At 58.4% G+C, this 17,103-nt stretch carries 15 protein-coding genes; 3 read left to right on the top strand and 12 right to left on the bottom strand.

The window, feature by feature from the left end; all coding sequences use genetic code 11:
• Window positions 1-6 precede the first annotated feature (6 nt).
• Entirely contained in the window at window positions 7-465 is a 459-nt protein-coding gene (locus tag AC2FIS_RS01105) for an Lrp/AsnC family transcriptional regulator (protein WP_496771664.1), read from the bottom strand.
• Window positions 462-917, bottom strand: a complete 456-nt coding sequence (locus tag AC2FIS_RS01100; RefSeq protein ID WP_109312017.1) for an Lrp/AsnC family transcriptional regulator — start codon at window positions 915-917, stop codon at window positions 462-464. The genes AC2FIS_RS01105 and AC2FIS_RS01100 overlap by 4 nt, the downstream gene beginning before the upstream one ends.
• A gap of 132 nt (window positions 918-1,049) precedes the next feature.
• Between AC2FIS_RS01100 and ilvC the strand changes: the two genes are divergently transcribed.
• Complete coding sequence (gene ilvC / locus AC2FIS_RS01095) at window positions 1,050-2,072, top strand: ketol-acid reductoisomerase (protein ID WP_058273912.1); 1,023 nt, start codon at window positions 1,050-1,052, stop codon at window positions 2,070-2,072.
• 73 nt (window positions 2,073-2,145) lie between these two features.
• The gene (locus tag AC2FIS_RS01090) at window positions 2,146-3,048 is read left to right on the top strand and encodes a DMT family transporter (protein ID WP_496771663.1); all 903 of its coding nucleotides are present in this window, start codon (window positions 2,146-2,148) and stop codon (window positions 3,046-3,048) included.
• On the opposite strand, the gene glmM is transcribed toward AC2FIS_RS01090, so the two are convergent.
• The 9 genes from glmM to AC2FIS_RS01045 form a co-directional block, all read right to left on the bottom strand.
• Window positions 3,045-4,388 carry a phosphoglucosamine mutase gene (gene glmM, locus AC2FIS_RS01085; RefSeq protein WP_496771662.1) on the bottom strand — a complete coding sequence of 448 codons (1,344 nt, stop codon included), beginning with the start codon at window positions 4,386-4,388 and terminating at the stop codon, window positions 3,045-3,047. The genes AC2FIS_RS01090 and glmM overlap by 4 nt on opposite strands.
• Before the next feature lie 34 nt (window positions 4,389-4,422).
• Window positions 4,423-5,421 carry a dihydropteroate synthase gene (gene folP, locus AC2FIS_RS01080; protein ID WP_496771661.1) on the bottom strand — a complete coding sequence of 333 codons (999 nt, stop codon included), beginning with the start codon at window positions 5,419-5,421 and terminating at the stop codon, window positions 4,423-4,425.
• Complete coding sequence (locus tag AC2FIS_RS01075; RefSeq protein ID WP_496771660.1) at window positions 5,418-6,338, bottom strand: dihydroneopterin aldolase; 921 nt, start codon at window positions 6,336-6,338, stop codon at window positions 5,418-5,420. The genes folP and AC2FIS_RS01075 overlap by 4 nt, the downstream gene beginning before the upstream one ends.
• Window positions 6,339-6,441: 103 nt before the next feature.
• The gene (locus AC2FIS_RS01070) at window positions 6,442-7,812 is read right to left on the bottom strand and encodes a multicopper oxidase family protein (protein WP_496771659.1); all 1,371 of its coding nucleotides are present in this window, start codon (window positions 7,810-7,812) and stop codon (window positions 6,442-6,444) included.
• Window positions 7,813-7,885: 73 nt separating this feature from the next.
• On the bottom strand, window positions 7,886-8,527 hold the full coding sequence (locus AC2FIS_RS01065) for a cell wall hydrolase (RefSeq protein ID WP_199528476.1): 642 nt from the start codon (window positions 8,525-8,527) through the stop codon (window positions 7,886-7,888).
• Window positions 8,528-8,713: 186 nt separating this feature from the next.
• The gene (locus AC2FIS_RS01060; RefSeq protein ID WP_496771658.1) at window positions 8,714-11,275 is read right to left on the bottom strand and encodes a putative PEP-binding protein; all 2,562 of its coding nucleotides are present in this window, start codon (window positions 11,273-11,275) and stop codon (window positions 8,714-8,716) included.
• Between the two features lie 43 nt (window positions 11,276-11,318).
• Complete coding sequence (gene glyS, locus AC2FIS_RS01055) at window positions 11,319-13,583, bottom strand: glycine--tRNA ligase subunit beta (RefSeq protein WP_496771657.1); 2,265 nt, start codon at window positions 13,581-13,583, stop codon at window positions 11,319-11,321.
• Between the two features lie 9 nt (window positions 13,584-13,592).
• Window positions 13,593-14,807: a sodium/glutamate symporter gene (gene gltS, locus AC2FIS_RS01050; protein WP_496771656.1), complete on the bottom strand. Its 1,215-nt coding sequence runs from the start codon at window positions 14,805-14,807 to the stop codon at window positions 13,593-13,595.
• A gap of 7 nt (window positions 14,808-14,814) precedes the next feature.
• A complete protein-coding gene (locus tag AC2FIS_RS01045; protein ID WP_496771655.1) occupies window positions 14,815-15,339 on the bottom strand; it encodes a DUF6446 family protein in 525 nt (174 codons plus the stop codon).
• 91 nt (window positions 15,340-15,430) lie between these two features.
• On the opposite strand from AC2FIS_RS01045, the gene AC2FIS_RS01040 reads away from it, so the two are divergent.
• Complete coding sequence (locus AC2FIS_RS01040) at window positions 15,431-16,063, top strand: MarC family protein (protein ID WP_496719904.1); 633 nt, start codon at window positions 15,431-15,433, stop codon at window positions 16,061-16,063.
• A gap of 8 nt (window positions 16,064-16,071) precedes the next feature.
• On the opposite strand, the gene AC2FIS_RS01035 is transcribed toward AC2FIS_RS01040, so the two are convergent.
• A complete protein-coding gene (locus AC2FIS_RS01035) occupies window positions 16,072-17,001 on the bottom strand; it encodes a glycine--tRNA ligase subunit alpha (protein WP_496771654.1) in 930 nt (309 codons plus the stop codon).
• Window positions 17,002-17,103 lie beyond the last annotated feature (102 nt).

Raw genomic sequence — 17,103 nt, 5'->3', positions numbered from 1 at the left:
ACGGGCTTATCCGATCGGTCCCGGCAAACGTTCCTCACTTAGCAGGACGTTAGCTTCGACATCCCCTGCGCCGGGCAAGGTCATGATCCGCCGGCGCAGGACCCGCTCAAAATCGGACAAGTCGCGGGCAACCACCCGCAGGCGATAGTCGTACAGACCCAGCACATGCTCGACGGTCTGAACTTCTGGAATAGCACTGACGGCACGCTCAAAATCCTCCAAGCTGACCTGACCCTTGCGCGCCAGTTTCACGCCAAGGAATACCGTCACGCCAAATCCCAACGCCTCGGCATTCAGGCGCAACCGGCGACCTTTGATAACGCCCGAGGTTTCCAGTCGGCGGATACGCCGCCAGGTCGCCGGTTGAGACAAGCCCAGCTTACGCCCCAACGCCCCCGCACTTTGCGATGCGTCCTGGGCCAGCGCACACAGTATCTTTCGGTCCAGCTCATCCAAATCGGTCATACCGGCAAGACCTCTTCGCTTTTCACCCTCGCGATATGCATCAGGGCCTCAATATCCGCGATATGCGGCAGGGTCAGAATGCGGTCGCGGTAAAGTTGTTGGTAGTGTGACATGTCCCTGGCAATCACCGACAGGCGCACATCCACCCTGCCCAGAAATGTTTGCAATTCGATCACCTCGGGCACTTGCCGGGCGGCGGCAGTAAATTCGTCAAACGCGCGCGATTGCGTCTTGTCCAACGTGACCCGCAGCGAAACCTCGACCGCATACCCAAGCGCCGCCCAGTCGATCACGGCCTCCTGCCCCTGGATTATTCCGGCGGCCTGCATCTTTTCGACCCGGCGCCAGCAGACACCCTGGCTGATACGGCAACGCTCGGCCAGTTCCGCAGCAGTCAGGCTGGGATCGGCCTGAAAGTGGCGCAGGATTCGGCGATCTATGTCATCAAGCATGAATTTTTCGCATTTTTGGCGTTACACGAATTATTCTTCATCTTTTTCACAAATACTCAAGTGCAACCCTATCGCCAATACAACATCCGGCAGGTAAAACCCTCGGCAATCTAACCAGAAAGGACCGGCGACATGCGCGTCTATTACGATCGCGATTGCGACATCAACCTGATCAAAGACAAGAAGGTGGCAATCCTGGGCTATGGCAGCCAAGGCCACGCCCACGCACTGAACCTGCGCGACTCGGGCGCGAAAAACCTTGTCGTCGCTCTGCGCGAAGGCTCGGCATCCGCCAAAAAAGCCGAAGCCGAGGGTCTGGAAGTCATGGGCATCGCCGAAGCGGCAGCTTGGTGCGACGTCATCATGTTCACCATGCCCGACGAACTGCAGGCCGAGACCTACAAGAAATACGTGCATGACAACATCAAGCCGGGCTCTGCCATTGCCTTTGCCCATGGCCTGAACGTGCACTTCGGATTGATCGAGCCGAAAGAAGGCATTGACGTCATCATGATGGCCCCCAAAGGCCCCGGCCACACCGTACGCGGCGAATACGTCAAAGGCGGCGGCGTGCCTTGCTTGGTAGCTGTTGACAGCGACGCGACCGGAAAGGCTCTGGAAATCGGCCTGTCCTATTGCTCGGCCATCGGTGGCGGCCGCTCGGGCATCATCGAAACCAACTTCCGCGAAGAATGCGAAACCGACCTGTTCGGTGAGCAGGCCGTTCTGTGCGGCGGTATCGTCGAACTGATCCGTTGTGGTTTCGAAACTCTGGTTGAGGCAGGTTATGCACCCGAAATGGCCTATTTCGAGTGTCTGCACGAGACCAAGCTGATCGTTGACCTGATCTATGAAGGTGGTATCGCGAACATGGATTATTCGATCTCGAACACTGCCGAGTACGGCCAGTACGTCACCGGCCCACGGATCCTGCCTTATGAGCAGACCAAGAAAGCGATGAAAGAGACGCTGTCGGACATCCAAACCGGCAAATTCGTGCGTGACTTCATGCTGGAAAACGCTGTTGGTCAGCCGACCATCAAAGCGGCTCGCCGCCACAATGATGAGCATCAGATCGAGCAGGTTGGCAAGAAACTGCGCGACATGATGCCGTGGATTTCCGCCGGCAAGCTGGTCGATCAGGAAAAGAACTGATCCTGCCAAGCGAATGCGAAGGGGCGGCCCATCAGGCCGCCCTTTTTTGTCCAAGCCTCTAAGCGAAACGAAGATGGTCCAGCACCCCACATCCCGCGATTGGAGCGGTGTTATCACACTCGGCCTGATCTGGGGCGGGACGTTCATGGTCGTTGCCATGGCACTGGAAGGGTACGGACCTATCACCGTCGCCACCGCGCGCACTACGTTGGGTGCCGTAATGTTGCTGGGGTTGATGGCGGTTACAAACCGCAAGCTACCTTCCGGATCCGCCGCCCTTTGGTCCTCGGTCATTGTGATCGGTATCTTGTCGTCTGCCCTGCCCTTTGTTTTGCTAAGCTGGGGACAGCAATACGTGCCTTCGGCCTTTGCCGGCCTGTCGATGGCCGCGATTCCGCTGATGGTGTTGCCGCTGGCGCATTTCTTTTCAGACGAGCCTTTGAACCTCAGGCGGTTTGTGGGCGTGACCCTTGGATTCTGCGGTGCGTTGGTGCTGATTGGCCCCGGTTTGGCGCAACTCGGCCAGGGGTCAGAACCTTTGGCGCAGCTGGCCTGCATCGGGGCCGCCTTGTGTTATTCCCTTGCGTCGATCTTCACCCGTCAATGTCCGCCCATTGATCCGGTGGTTCTGGCCGCCCTGACCCTGCTGGTCGGCGCAGTAATCCTGCTACCGATCATGTTCGTAACCGAAGGCGTCCCGACATGGGAAGGTACCCGCCCAAGCATTGCCATCATCGTTTTGGGGTTGGTGCCTACGGCATTTGCCACACTGCTGCGCGTATCCGTCATTCGCAGCGCGGGATCGGTCTTTATGACGCTGGTGAATTACCAGGTCCCGATCTGGTCGATGGTGTTCGGCGCATGGGTCCTGTCCGAGGCGTTGCCGCTGCGCTTTTTCGTGGCGCTGGCCATGATCCTGACCGGGCTGGCCATCAGTCAGTGGTTCAGCCTGCGAAAGATGCTGACCGGGCGTTAGCCCGTGATGGCCTCAACCTCGGCGACAATGCCGTCGACAACCTGGGTCAATAGCGCGTCATCTTCACATTCCGCCATGACGCGGATCAGAGGTTCCGTACCCGATTTGCGGATCAGCAACCGCCCCTGCCCGTTCAGCCGCGCCTCGGCGTCAGAAATTGCAGCCTGCACACTGGCGGCCTCAAGCGGGGCTTGTCCTTCGCCATAGCGCACGTTCTTCAGCATTTGCGGTACGGTTTCGAACTGCACCGCCAATTCCGATGCTTTGCGACCCGTATGAACCATCTCCGCCAGGAAATGGAGGCCCGCCATAAGGCCGTCGCCAGTCGTCGCATAGTCGCTCATGACGATGTGACCTGATTGTTCGCCGCCCAAGTTGAACCCGCCTTCGCGCATACGTTCTACGACATAGCGGTCCCCGACGCCGGTGCGTTCCAGACGCAGGCCATGGCTTTCAAGATGACGTTCCAGGCCAAGGTTCGACATAACCGTTGCAACCAGCGCGCCGCCTTTCAGGCGGTCTGCCTCGGCCCAACTGGTCGCCAAAAGCGCCATCAACTGGTCGCCATCCGCGACCTGACCATTCTCGTCGATCATAACGACGCGATCGGCGTCACCGTCCAAACAAATCCCGACATCTGCACCATGGGCCACGACGGTTTCGGCAGCCAGCTGCGGTTTGGTCGAGCCACAATTGAGGTTGATATTCTTACCATTCGGCGTGATACCGACCGGGATCACCTCGGCACCTAATTCCCACAAAACCTCGGGCGCCGTGCGGTGCGCGGCCCCATTGGCGCAATCGACAACAACTTTTAGCCCGTCAAGACGCAAGTCACGCGACAGCGAAGATTTGACGCGCTCACCGTATCGGAACCGCGCATCATCCACCCGTCTGGCACGGCCGATATTCTGGGCCTGCGCAGGTTTGACACCTTCTTCGATCAGCCTTTCAATCTCGAGTTCCGCCTGATCAGACAGCTTGTATCCGTCAGGGCCAAAGAACTTGATACCATTGTCTTCGGCCGGGTTATGGCTGGCCGAAATCATGACCCCCAGATCTGCGCGCATCGACCGTGTCATCAGACCGACAGCGGGCGTCGGAACCGGCCCAAGCAGCAACACGTTCATCCCGGTCGAGGTCAATCCGGCCGTCAGGGCGTTTTCCACCATATAACCGGAAAGGCGCGTATCCTTACCGATCACCACACGGTGAACGTCTGATTGGTCACGGCGAAAGTAACGGCCAGCGGCGGCCCCGATGCGCAATGCCATTTCGGCCGTGATTGGATGGGTATTGGCGGTACCCCGCACCCCATCGGTTCCGAACAGCTTGCGCATAATGTCACTCCGTCATTTCTTGCCTGCCTCCGCCTTACCGGACGGCGGCCCAAAGGCGCAAGGCCTGAGCGGTTTCTGCAACATCGTGCACGCGCAAAATTTGAACGCCTTGTGACAATCCAGCCAGCCCGACGGCGATTGATCCCGGCGCGCGGGCGTCCTTGCGCGGCTCTTTGCCTATTTGCCCGATCATACCTTTTCGGGACACGCCCAACAGGATCGGACAACCTAAACCATGAAACAGGCTGATCCCCTGCAGCAATGCCAGGTTATGTGCCTCAGTCTTGCCAAACCCTATGCCCGGATCAATGATAATCTGGTCCCGATCCAATCCGAGGTTTTCGAGACGATCCACCTGACCTTCAAGGAAATCGTAGACGTCCAGCAGAACGTCGTCATAGGTCGGATTGTCCTGCATCGTGCCTGGGTCGCCCTGCATGTGCATCACACAAACCGGGGCACCCACTTTTACACAAAACGGCGCCAGCTGCGGATCAAAGGTAAAGCCGGTTACGTCGTTGATCAGCCCTGCTCCGGCCTCCCACGCGGCTTTGGCGACGGCGAATTTGCGCGTATCGATGGATATCAACGCATCAGTGCGGGATTTGATGGCTTCGATCAGGGGGCGGGTCCGGGCGATCTCTTCATCTTCGGGCACGAAGGTTGCGCCGGGTCGGGTCGATTCGCCGCCGATATCCAGAATGGTTGCGTCTTGTGAAACCATCTGTTCAGCCGCAGATTGGGCCGCGCTGACCGAATTGTGCACACCGCCATCCGAGAAACTATCTGGGGTCGCATTCAGAATGCCCATAATGTGCGGGCGATCCATGGCAAGGCCCGCAACATCGGCACGCGGACGCGTCAGTCGGTCCAGCGCATCACCTGGTACATCCTGCACGGCAATGATCATTGGACGTTCTTTTCGGCTTAACCGTTCAACATGGGTAAACCAAAGCGGCTGGCCAGCTAGCGGCACTGAACTCGGCGGACGGTTCGGACTATGCTGAACCAGAGGTCGAAAATAAGCGGTCACAGTTGTGCCTGATCCACCGAGATCGCACGCAATGGGGTTTCAGGGGCGTCGGGCAGCGCGCCGCCGATCACCATCATCTCACTCGCCTCAAAAGTGGCAGCAAACCATGCCGCCAGCGCGACCGCATCCGAAGGTGCCGCCGATTGGCCGTCAACAGCATCCAGCACGATTTTTGAGGGTGCCCAGACGCAAATCTGACCATTTTTCATGGCCCAATCCAGCTCAGTCCGCGTTGAAACGACAACACAGCGGTGATCGCGGGCAGCCAAGACCCAGGCGTTCTGTTCAATCGCCAACAGATCAATTCGGCGTTGGGTCATCGCGTGGCCAGTCTGTGAAACAGGCATATCCGCCGCGCCGACACATAGGATCAACGGGCGTTCACGATTTTCCAGCTGATCGATCCACCCGGTCAGATTGGACGAGGCAATGGCCTCATTCGACAGGAAAGCCAGACGGGGATGCGGGCGCTCTTCCTCGACGACGTCGTGGTGAGTCTTGTCTTTTCCGCGCACAATCTCGACACCCAAGGCGCCGGGACCGCGATCAAGTTTTTCTATTCTGACAAAAGCTCTTACGGCCTGCGGCTCAAGTAAAATTCGCTCGGCCACCCGGTCTGCTAAAGTCTCAAGCAGGTTAAGACGTTCCGCCGCAAGCTCATACGCGATCGCCTCAGTCACCCGGTCGTAGGACAGGATGCGATCCACGTCATCGTCGATGGGATCGGTCAGCGGGCGAACCTCGACCACGATGTTAAAACAGATACGCTGGGTCGTTCCACGCTCGGCCTGAAACGCGCCGATTTCAACCTCGACGATATGGTCACGCAGAGAAATACGATCCAACGGCCCCCGGGCAGCGGTCGCTTCGGACCGCTCGGACGGGTGCGCAAAGGCAAGACGGATTTCAGAGCTCATACAGGCGGACCTTTTCGGGCTTTGTGGACGTATTTGCCCAAAATAAACGATGCGCGGGCGTATAACACCGCAACATGCGTCTTTCCAGCCATCGAATGCGGCGTCAGGTAACGCGGAACCAACTCATCATTCCCGAAGCAGCGTGTCCCAGCATATGGCAATGCAGCAGCCAGTCTCCCGGATTGTCCGCGACCAACGCGATCTTACGGGTCTGGCCCCGGTCCACCAGCACGGTGTCGCGCCAGGGCCCCAAACCGCCATCCGGCAGGATGAGCCGGAAGTGGTGACCATGCAGATGCATGGCATGTGCAAAGACAGTTTCGTTCACAAATTCGATCCGGTGAACCTGACCCAGGCGTGCATCCAGAAACGGATCCTTGGGTCGCTCCGCGTATCCGTTCAACGCCCAGAACCGGCCCAGTTGAGCCAGCTCGCGGCCTGTCAGGTCCTGATCACCAAGCTTGGCCCCTTCCAGCCATCGCATCGCACCGCCCTGCAAGGACATGCGATGCAGCGGTGCCTGATCATACTGAAATTCAGGCATATTGTTCGCAGGCAATGGTTCAATACCCTGCCTTTGCGATGTGGACGCTTCGGACACTGGAAAGCGCACAACACCATAACCGCCATCCCGCTCGATACTGGCGAGACCCGCGACATCCCCGGACGCGGACGTCACATCCACGACAAGGTCCGCCCGTTGTGCGGGCGCAAGTGGGAAGCTGTCCTCTACAGGCAATGGAACTGCCAGCGGCATGCCATCCAGTGCCACGACCCAACCCGCCAGCCCGTCCAACGCCAAATCAAATATCCGAGCATTCGAGGCATTGATCAGACGCAATCGCAATCGCTCACCGGATCCAACAGGATAAGCCGGATCAAGGCCGCCGTTGACGGACACCAGATTACCCAGCCGCCCCGCATGGCTAAGGTCGTGCCCATTGTCGAAGTCGTCCACGATATGTGCGGTTTCAGGGTCGAGCCGCCAGTCGTCCAGCATCAGCGTCAGATCCTGATCAACATCAGGTGGATTGGATTCTTCAACGATCAGGGGTCCATAGAGACCTCGGGCGACCTGTTCGGTAGACCGGTTATGCGAGTGATACCAATAGGTTCCCGCATCGGGCGTAACAAAGTCATAGTCGAAGGATTGGCCCATCTCGACCGCGTCCTGCGTCAACCCGGGCACGCCATCCATTGCGTTGTCGATCCGAATCCCGTGCCAATGCACTGCCGTCGGTTGAGACAGGTTGTTTATCAGCTTGCGACTGACGCGCCCGCCCTGAGGCAATCGGATGTCGGCCCCGGGAACGCGGCCGCCATAGGTCCAAACCGGCGTAGCTGGATAACCGTCAGGCGCAATCTGTTGCAGCGCCTCTTGCGCAACCAGATCAAAGCTGACTGCATGCGCCCCCTTTGGCAGCAGGGCAAGCGCGGTCGAAGTTTGCAGAAACCGTCTGCGGGATAACATCATGGCGGACCTCCTGGCCCGCTACATAAGGCAGAAAACGCCCCGCGCCATCAAGGTTCCAGCGCGGGTGCGTCAATCAGTTGCTCGCGGTCCGATAATTGTGGCGGTAGAAAATGTGAACGCCGATCCGAGCGGTCTCTTTGTAGACACGCGACCATGACGGACGTACTGCCTTGGTGTGGTAATGGGTCGCCCCTTCGGTCAGACCGACGCCGACGCCGTCGATTGCCGCGCGGGCAACCTTGGACACACGCTCATAGGCTCTTTTCTCGCTGATCACTTCCTTGTGCCCATCGCAGGTATAGGTGAACTGGCATTGGTACTTCTTGCCCGTTCCCTGCTTGATCACTCCGCACAGCGAATTCGGAAAGCGGCTGCTTTTCACCCGATTCAGGATTACTTCGGCCACGGCAAACTGACCGCGAACGCTTTCGCCGCGCGCTTCAAAGTAAAGCGCCTCAGCCAGACATTTGAAGTTCTCGTCACCAGCGGCATTCGGCAGCTGATCCAGCCAATCCTTGGAATAGGACACCTGTTGCAGCACCGGCTCTTTGCGTGGCTTAAACAGACCCAGGTAATCACGGAACTTTTGCCCGGGCAATTCGCTCCGGGTTACAAGTTCGCGTTTGGCAGATTCGGTGGCTTCCCTCTCGGCGACGGAAACACTCGGCAGCACGGTTGCTGCCAATGTGGCAACAGCCAATATGTATCGTAGCATCAGATAACCTCGCACAGGCACAATCAGCGCCAGACCCTCCCCCGGCGGGCGCGATGAGGCTCTTACCGAATTCAAACGGCGACGTCCAGTTCTGACGGAAAAGCAAGTGGAAAATCGCCGTTTCGTCAACAATATTTAACGACGGCGCTTTCTGTTACCTACTAATTCTAGAGTGCCGCCCTTCTGTCAACCCCCAAGTCTGGACGAAATCGCCAGTTGAGCGGCAGCCAGCCGAGCAACGGGCACCCGGAAGGGCGAACAGGACACATAGTCAAAGCCCAATTCCCGACAAATGGCGATTGATTCGGGGTTACCGCCATGTTCGCCGCAAACTGACAATGTGACTTCTGGTTGTGCTTGCCTGCCGCGTTCAGCCCCCAGTTTAAGCAATTCGCCAACTCCGTCCGCATCCAACACATGAAACGGATCTTCGACAAAGACACCCTGCCGGACATAGGCCGACATGAACCGACCAGCGTCATCGCGGGACAGGCCATAGGTCATCTGCGTCAGGTCGTTGGTTCCGAAACTTAAAAACGCGGTTTGCGGCGCGATTTCGGCCGCCCGCAAACAGGCCCGAGGGGTTTCGACCATCACGCCCAACCGGTACTCAAATTCCTGCCCCCGTTCGGCGGCGACGGCTGCTGCCACAGAATCGATGCGCGCTTTGACCAGCTCGACCTCGCGCTTGGCGGATACCAGCGGGATCATCACCTCGGGCACCACCGGTGCACCGTCTTTGCTGGCTTCAAGCGTCGCCTCGAAAATCGCACGCGCCTGCATGTCGTAGATTTCGGGAACCGTCACACCCAGACGCACACCGCGCAAGCCCAGCATCGGGTTATATTCGGTCATGGCGTCGACCCTGCGCTCGACATCTGAAACCGGCAGGTCCAGCGCTTCGGCAAGTTCGCGTTGGCCTGTGCGCGTCGTCGGAAGAAACTCGTGCAACGGTGGATCGAACAGACGGATACAGACAGGCTGTCCCTCCATGATCCGGAAAAGCTGCGCGAAGTCATCGCGCTGCATCGGCAACAAGCGTTCCAACACCGCTTCGCGACCGGATGAGGTTTGCGCAAAGATCATTTCGCGCATTACGATCAGACGACCGGGGTCAAAGAACATGTGCTCAGTCCGACACAACCCGATCCCTTGCGCCATGAAGTTCCGCGCTGTTTGTGCGTCTGCGGGTGTGTCCGCGTTGGCGCGAATTGCAATATCCCGCTCTGCGTCCGCCCAACCCATCAGGGTCTGAAAACAATCATCCAGCGCGGCCTCGAGCATCGTCGGCTTCCCAGCCAACACCTGCCCCGAACTGCCGTCGATGGTCAATGTGTCACCGGTTTTGAAGACCCGCCCGTCGGGAGCCATCAGCTGTTTTTTCTTGGTCTGAAACCGCATCTCGGACGCGCCGACGATGCACGGCAGACCCAAGCCTCGCCCAATAACGGCCGCGTGGCTGGTCATGCCGCCCTTTTCAGTCAGAACTGCAACTGCCGCATGCATGCCCCGCACATCTTCCGGAGAGGTCTCACGGCGCACCAAAATACACGGCTCGCCCCGCGCCGCGCTGGCTTGTGCCTCGGCCGAGGTGAACACGATCTTGCCGGTCGCGGCACCCGGACTGGCGGCAATTCCGGTTGTCAGGGTGTCCCGTTCCGCATCAGGGTGAACCTGCCGGTGCAACAGCTCGTTCAGGGAATGCGGATCAACCCGCATTACAGCCTCTTGCGGCGGAATGATCCCGTCTTCGGCAAGGCGCACAGCGATCCGCATCGCCGCGCGTGCGCTGCGTTGCACCCGCACGCCGTCTAAAATGTGAACGTGGCCGTTTTCAATCACGAACTCGACCTGCATTTCCTCGCGCAGCTTGACCCGCATCAGCGCCGCATGCGTTTTGAGGTCCGCAAATGCCTTGGGCGCGACCTCCTCCAGAGACTTTCCGCGCGGATCCTTTTCCAGGTACAGGGCCGCGACGCCTTCCCCCAGAGCATCCCGCCCCTGACTTTGGCTCAGATACCGGCCGGTTATCTGCGGCAGTCCAGTGGTCGGATCAATCAGTTGCAGCACACCCGATCCGCACTCGCCCTGCCCAACGCCGGGGATCATCTCTTGGATCACCAAACCCAGACCCGCGTCCGCCGGCGCCCCCTTTGCCTGACGCAACAATCGGGCTGAGGTGCCCTCCCATGCGCGTGCCATCGAACGCAGCACAGCAATCAGCTGCTCACCGCGATCCTGCGGAAAGGCTTCGTCCGTCTCGTCTTCGTAGGCCCGCAGAGATTCCTGCAGCCCCTCACGGCCATCTGCATCGATCTCGTCGAATACATCCGGGTCCAGCCGCGCAACATGAACCGCGTAGCTTTGGACAAAGCGCAGATACAACGCAGCCGCGGCCTCGACCCCCATCGAATCCGACAGATCGACATAGCGCGCGTCATTCATGCCGATGTTCAGGATGGCACCAGGGCCGCCCCAATCGGGATCTTCGGAACTTGGCCGTACACACAGCAGCGCGGTCTGTTCAAACTGCTCAAGAACAGCAGCTAAATCCGGCACCTGCCCGTCCGATATCTGATGCACCGCATCAAATGACAACGCGACCGTTCGTGGAACCGGCAGTTCCAGACGAACCAGACGTTGCAGACATTTCGCCCGCCCGCCATGCGTGTTGGCAGCAACGGGCGCTTCGGACGTGATAAGCGTAGTATGCGGATTATTCTGCACTGCGGCACCTTTTGATTTCACCGCAGCATAAGCCCCTGCACCAATGGCGCAAGGGCGTTCTGGATCAGCCTTCGATGCGGCTCAGATCAGCAACACTGGAGCAGACCTGACGGATCTGGCTTAGCAGGTTCAGGCGGTTACGGCGCAGGATGTCATTGTCGGTATTGACCTGAACATCCTCAAAAAACGCATCCACCGGGCCGCGCAGGTCGGCCATGGCCGACATCGCACTTGGGAAATCCTCGGCTTTCAGCGCCGGGTCGATCTTGGCCTGTGCAGCTTCTAACGCGCCGAACAGAGCCTTTTCACTGTCAGTCTCCGCAAATTTGATATCTGCGCCATAAGAATACTCGACCCCGTCCTTTTCCTCGGCCTGGGTCAGAATATTGTTGGCGCGCTTGAACCCCTGCACGAGGTTCTCACCATCTTCGGTCGCGATCACCGCATTCAGCGCGCGGGCACGTTTGACCAGCAGGTTGAGGTCGTCATTCCCCTCCATCGCGATGCAGGCGTCGATGATGTCGTGGCGAATACCCTCGTCGCGGAGGAAGGTTTTGAGGCGGTCGTGGAAAAAGGAGAGCAGATCAGCGCCAACGGGCCGCAGCTCTTGCGCGCTGAACTGTTCTAACCCTTCTTCCACCAGTGCATCTTCTAACATCGCCAAGTAACGCTCGCCAGAGAAACGTTGCCTATCCAAATCCCCCTTGTACTCAGACACAAATTTCTCTGACATCTGCTCCATTGAGGCACGAATTACCTTCAGAAACAAAGATCTACTCGAACGGATAGCCGCGAAACGGTTCCGAATAAGCGCAGAGGGAATGACATATTCAGCAATATTCAATCTGATGCCATTATCCAAAACCAACCGAATGACCCCCAACGCCGCGCGGCGCAGGGCGAAGGGGTCCTTGGAGCCGGTCGGCTTCTCGTCAATCGCCCAGAACCCGGTCAGCGTGTCCAGCTTGTCGGCCAGCGCCACAGCCACCGACAGCGGTGCGGTCGGCACATCGTCTGACGGACCCAGCGGCGAGTAATGGTCCTCGGCCACGGCGGCCACCGAGGCATCTCTGCCGGCTGCTTCGACGTAGTACCGACCCATAAGCCCCTGAAGTTCGGGGAATTCATAGACCATCTCCGAGCTCAGGTCAGCCTTGGCCAGACGCGCGGCTTTCTCGGCCTGATCGGCATCCGCGCCGGTCACCGGAGCCAGTTCGCGGGCCAGTGCCGCGATGCGATCAATCCGTTCAGCCTGTGTGCCAAGCTTGTTATGGAAGGTCACGTTTTCCAGCGCGTGGGTCCATTGGGCGATATCCGATTTGGCAACGCGCAGATCGTTCTCCCAAAAGAACTTGGCATCCGCCAGACGAGCCGACAGCACCTTTTGGTTCCCAGCCAGAATGGTCGCGCCATTATCAGTGGTTTCACGGTTCGCAACGGTGATGAAGCGTTCAATCCGGCCCGTCTTGGGGTTCTTCACGGAAAAGAACTTCTGGTGCTCTTTCATCGAGGTTTGCAGCACCTCGGGCGGCAGTTCTAGAAACTCATCGTCTATCTGCCCCATCAGGACAACAGGCCATTCGACCAGCCCGGCGACCTCGGCCAACAGGCCCTTGTCATCGACCACGTCCAGCCCGGCGGCGAAGGCCATGTTCTGGGCATCGTTCCAGATATGCTCTGCCCGTTCTGCGGGCGACAGGACCACAAACGCGCGTTTCAGCTTGGCAGCGTAATCCTCAAATGAGGACACGGAAAAACGACCCGGTGCCAGGAACCGGTGACCTTCGGTGGTGTCGCCAGACGTGATGCCATCGACCTCCATCGGCACAATCTGCGCGCCGGTCTCGTCGGTCAGAATGCACAGGATCGAATGCAAAGGACGCACCCAGCGCAGACCGCCACTGCCCCAGCGCATCGATTTCGGCCAGGGGAAATTGCGGATCGTCGCCTCAAGCACTTCGGCAACGATCTCGGCCGCTGGACGGCCCGGTTTTTCGATGGTGGCAAAGTAAACCGTGCCTTTGGGGGTTTCACGCTCTTCCAACTGATCTCGGGTCAGACCTGCGCCGCGCAGGAAGCCTTCGATGGCTTTGTCCGGCGCGCCGACTTTTGGACCCTTGCGTTCTTCGCGGATCATGGGGCTTTCCGCCAGCAATCCTTCGACCGCCAGTGTCAGGCGGCGCGGCGTTGTCAGTGCAGCCGCAGAGGCATAAGTCAGACCGGCATCGACCAAACCATCGGTGATCCGCTTTTTCAGGTCTTCACCAGCGCGGGTCTGCATGCGCGCGGGGATTTCCTCGGAAAACAATTCGATCAGCAGGTCGGGCATATTCGGTCCTTAGAAATTGACGATCGTCTGAATGACGATGGCATTAGCGATATCCACAAAGAATGCGGATACAAGGGGCAATACGATAAAAGCAATAGGCGATGGGCCATATCGCTTGGTGACGGCGGTCATATTTGCAATTGCAGTCGGGGTGGCGCCCAGGGCAAAGCCCCCGAAACCGGCGGCCAGAACGGCGCCGCGATAATTGCTGCCCATGACCGGAAACAGAACCCAGATTACGAAAGCTACGGTGAACAGGGTTTGCGCGGACATGATGACTACAATCGCCAGGCCCAATTCCGCGATAGTCCACAATTGAAGGCTCATCAGCGACATCGCCAAAAACGCGCCCAGCGAGAATTCCGAGATCAACGCCAGTGAGGGTGTACGTTCGATCGGTGGACGGCTGGGGAAAAACGTCGCCCGCAGATTTGCGATTACGATGCCCATGATCAGACAGGGCACAAACAGGGGCAGCTTCAGGCCAGCGGCGCTGATCACCTCCCCCAAGAAATACCCCGCGATGATCGCCAGATTGAGATACAACAAAACCCGCATGATTGTGACATGGTCGATCTTTATTGCCGTTTCGTCGGAATCGATCGGCAGGCCGACGGTGTGGTCCTCATCCGGACGCGCGGGGCTGAGGTTGCGCCCCTCAACCAAAAGCCTTGCGATCGGTCCGCCAATCAAAGCGGCCAGAACCAGCCCGAGGGTAGCGACGGCAACTCCCAACTCGGTCGCGCCGTCCAGACCGGTGGCCTCGGCCACCTCAGGTGCCCAGGCGATCGCGGTTCCATGGCCGCCGATCAAAGATGCCGAACCAAACAGAACACCAGCTTGCGCCGGATAGCCGAACATAGACGCCCCAATTGCCCCGATCCCGTTTTGTGCAACAATCGTCGCCAAAGTCAGGATCAGAAGTAAAAACAGAGGCTTGCCGCCTGATATCAGGTCAGAGAGCCGCGCGTTCAAACCGATGCCCGCAAAGAACACCACCAACAGAAAATCCCGTGTGGCAAGATCAAAGGACAGCTCAAGATCGAAGACCAGATACAACAACAGCACGACCAGTGAGGCCAGCAGACCACCCGTGACAGGTTCGGGAATGTTAAACTGGCGTAATGCGGCGACGCGCGCGTTGATCTCGACCCCCAAAAGATACACCGCAAAGCCCAACGTAGCGGTCAGGAAATCAGGTATCTGCAGGGTCTCGGCGGTCATCATATCCTCAATTCTGTGGTCGGTCCGGACATTCTTCCCCAATCACGGTGCCGTCATAGGCCTTTTCGCCGCAATTGTTCAGCGTGTGCCAGACATAGCCTTTGCCGCCATTTGTAACGGCAACAATTCGGTCAACGCCAAAGTGGATGTTTTTTGCGCCCAGAAAGGCTTTGGCCTCGCCTGATTTCAGGGCATCCGCCACCGCCACGGCGTCAAAGCAATCGAACCATCCGGGCGCGGTCAGCGGCTCTGCATTCTCGACCGCGACATGGGTTTCCTCAATCTGCGCAACCGTCAGATCCGTTTGGAAACAGGCACGGTAGCGGATGGGTGAGCTGTCCGCGTCAATCGCCTGAAACGCACTGTAGGATATAGGCGTGGGCGCCTCGGCCCCGTCAGTCATCAGCATGACGTCCTGTCCGGGCTTGGATTCCACGTCATAGTAAAATCCGTAGATCTGCAGGTAATACATCCCAAAACCGGCTACTGCCGCCGAGATCAGCACTATGATCGCAAGCACTTTTCCTGTCATTGTCTTTTCCTTTTGCTCACGATGTCTCTTTCACGATCGGTAAAAATAGGACAAGTTCCAATTGATTACAGGCCGCAAAGAGACGTTTCAAATGGACAGCACCCTTGCCGTAGGATTCTTCGGAGCGCTTTTTGCGATCATGAATCCAATCACGAACCTGCCAGTGTTTCTTAGCGTCACCGACGGCCTTACCCCGACCGATCAGCGCAAAGTGGCTACAAAGACAGCGCTCTACTGCCTGATCCTTGGCGCATCGTTTGCGGCTGTGGGAAGTCAAACGCTCAGCCTGTTCGGCATCAGCGTCGATGACTTGCGCGTCGCGGGTGGTCTGGTTGTTCTGATGATTGGTCTGAACATGCTGAACGGAAAGCCCAGCACGTCGCATCACGGAACCGAGGGGGAACGGCAATCCTACCCCGAACCTGATACGGTTGCCTTTTATCCGCTGGCCTTTCCGATCCTTGTCGGGCCGGGCACAATTACCACGTTGATCCTGTATGCAAGCCACATCCATAAACCGGTAGATGCCATTGTTTACGCTGGCGTTTTCCTGGCCGTCCTGCTGTTGCTGTTCGTGACATTCTGGAACGCCGCAGCCATTGCCAAACGTCTGTCTGACAATGCTCGTGTTATCATGAGCCGGTTCATGGGCATGATCCTGTCGGCCATCGCAATCAGCATGATCGCGGCTGGCCTTAAGGTCTTGCTGCCCGGACTGGCCTGAGCGGCGCATTAGGCCTGAAACCCGGCGGCCTCGGTCAGCAGGAATGCGTCTGCGCATTGCTTCGCCAAGGCCCGCACGCGGCCGATATAGGCCTGACGCTCGGTTACCGAGATCACGCCCCGTGCGTCCAGCAGGTTGAACACGTGACTGGCCTTGATGCACTGATCATATGCTGGGTGCGCCATGATGATGCGCTTGCCAGTTTTTGGGTCGTCATGCTCCTGTGCCAGAATGGCGGCGCACTCAGCCTCGGCTTCTTCGAAGTGGCGCAACAACACTTCGGTGTTGGCCACGTCAAAGTTCCAGCGGGCGTATTCTTCTTCGGTCTGCTTGAAGATGTCGCCATAGGAAAGCGGGCTTGGTGACTGCGGATCGTTGAACGGCATGTCCATTACGTGGTCGATGCCAAGCACATACATCGCCAGACGCTCCAGACCATATGTCAGCTCGCCCGAGACCGGTGCGCAATCATGGCCGCCGACCTGCTGGAAGTAAGTAAACTGGCTGACTTCCATGCCGTCGCACCAAACTTCCCAACCCAGACCCCATGCGCCAAGGGTGGGGCTTTCCCAATCATCCTCGACAAACCGGATGTCATGCAGGTTCATGTCGATGCCAATCGCCTCAAGCGAGCCCAGATACAGGTCCTGCAAATCCGGCGGGCTGGGTTTGATCAGCACCTGATACTGATAGTAATGCTGCAACCGGTTGGGGTTCTCGCCGTAGCGCCCGTCCGTAGGGCGGCGCGAAGGCTGCACATAAGCTGCGGCCCAGGTTTTCGACCCCAGCGCGCGCAAGGTGGTCGCCGGGTGGAATGTACCTGCACCAACCTCCATGTCATAGGGCTGCAGAATAGCGCAGCCTTTCGAGGCCCAATAGGTCTGAAGCCGCAAGATAATCTCTTGAAAAGAACGTAGTGCGCTGGACTGTTCGGTCATGACATTCCCTTTGGACGCCACTGCGCCCGGTTCGGTTGGGTTTTGTCCTTCCTATGCAAGGGGCCGTTGGGCGTCAACGGGCGGCAAAGCCTATGCTGTCAC

The sequence above is a fragment of the Ruegeria sp. CDSB113 genome (assembly GCF_059611045.1).
Note: the sequence above shows the minus strand (reverse complement) of the source record. Positions and strands in the feature narration are given on the sequence as shown.

What these genes read in the sequence shown, in the direction of transcription:
- AC2FIS_RS01090 (WP_496771663.1), top strand. Translation starts at nt 2,146, where the DNA reads ATGGTCCAGCACCCCACATCCCGCGATTGGAGCGGTGTTATCACACTC.
- ilvC (WP_058273912.1), top strand. Translation starts at nt 1,050, where the DNA reads ATGCGCGTCTATTACGATCGCGATTGCGACATCAACCTGATCAAAGAC.
- glyS (WP_496771657.1), bottom strand. Translation starts at nt 13,583, where the DNA reads ATGCCCGACCTGCTGATCGAATTGTTTTCCGAGGAAATCCCCGCGCGC.
- AC2FIS_RS01040 (WP_496719904.1), top strand. Translation starts at nt 15,431, where the DNA reads ATGGACAGCACCCTTGCCGTAGGATTCTTCGGAGCGCTTTTTGCGATC.
- AC2FIS_RS01070 (WP_496771659.1), bottom strand. Translation starts at nt 7,812, where the DNA reads ATGATGTTATCCCGCAGACGGTTTCTGCAAACTTCGACCGCGCTTGCC.
- AC2FIS_RS01105 (WP_496771664.1), bottom strand. Translation starts at nt 465, where the DNA reads ATGACCGATTTGGATGAGCTGGACCGAAAGATACTGTGTGCGCTGGCC.
- gltS (WP_496771656.1), bottom strand. Translation starts at nt 14,807, where the DNA reads ATGACCGCCGAGACCCTGCAGATACCTGATTTCCTGACCGCTACGTTG.
- AC2FIS_RS01035 (WP_496771654.1), bottom strand. Translation starts at nt 17,001, where the DNA reads ATGACCGAACAGTCCAGCGCACTACGTTCTTTTCAAGAGATTATCTTG.
- AC2FIS_RS01100 (WP_109312017.1), bottom strand. Translation starts at nt 917, where the DNA reads ATGCTTGATGACATAGATCGCCGAATCCTGCGCCACTTTCAGGCCGAT.
- glmM (WP_496771662.1), bottom strand. Translation starts at nt 4,388, where the DNA reads ATGCGCAAGCTGTTCGGAACCGATGGGGTGCGGGGTACCGCCAATACC.
- AC2FIS_RS01075 (WP_496771660.1), bottom strand. Translation starts at nt 6,338, where the DNA reads ATGAGCTCTGAAATCCGTCTTGCCTTTGCGCACCCGTCCGAGCGGTCC.
- AC2FIS_RS01065 (WP_199528476.1), bottom strand. Translation starts at nt 8,527, where the DNA reads ATGCTACGATACATATTGGCTGTTGCCACATTGGCAGCAACCGTGCTG.
- AC2FIS_RS01045 (WP_496771655.1), bottom strand. Translation starts at nt 15,339, where the DNA reads ATGACAGGAAAAGTGCTTGCGATCATAGTGCTGATCTCGGCGGCAGTA.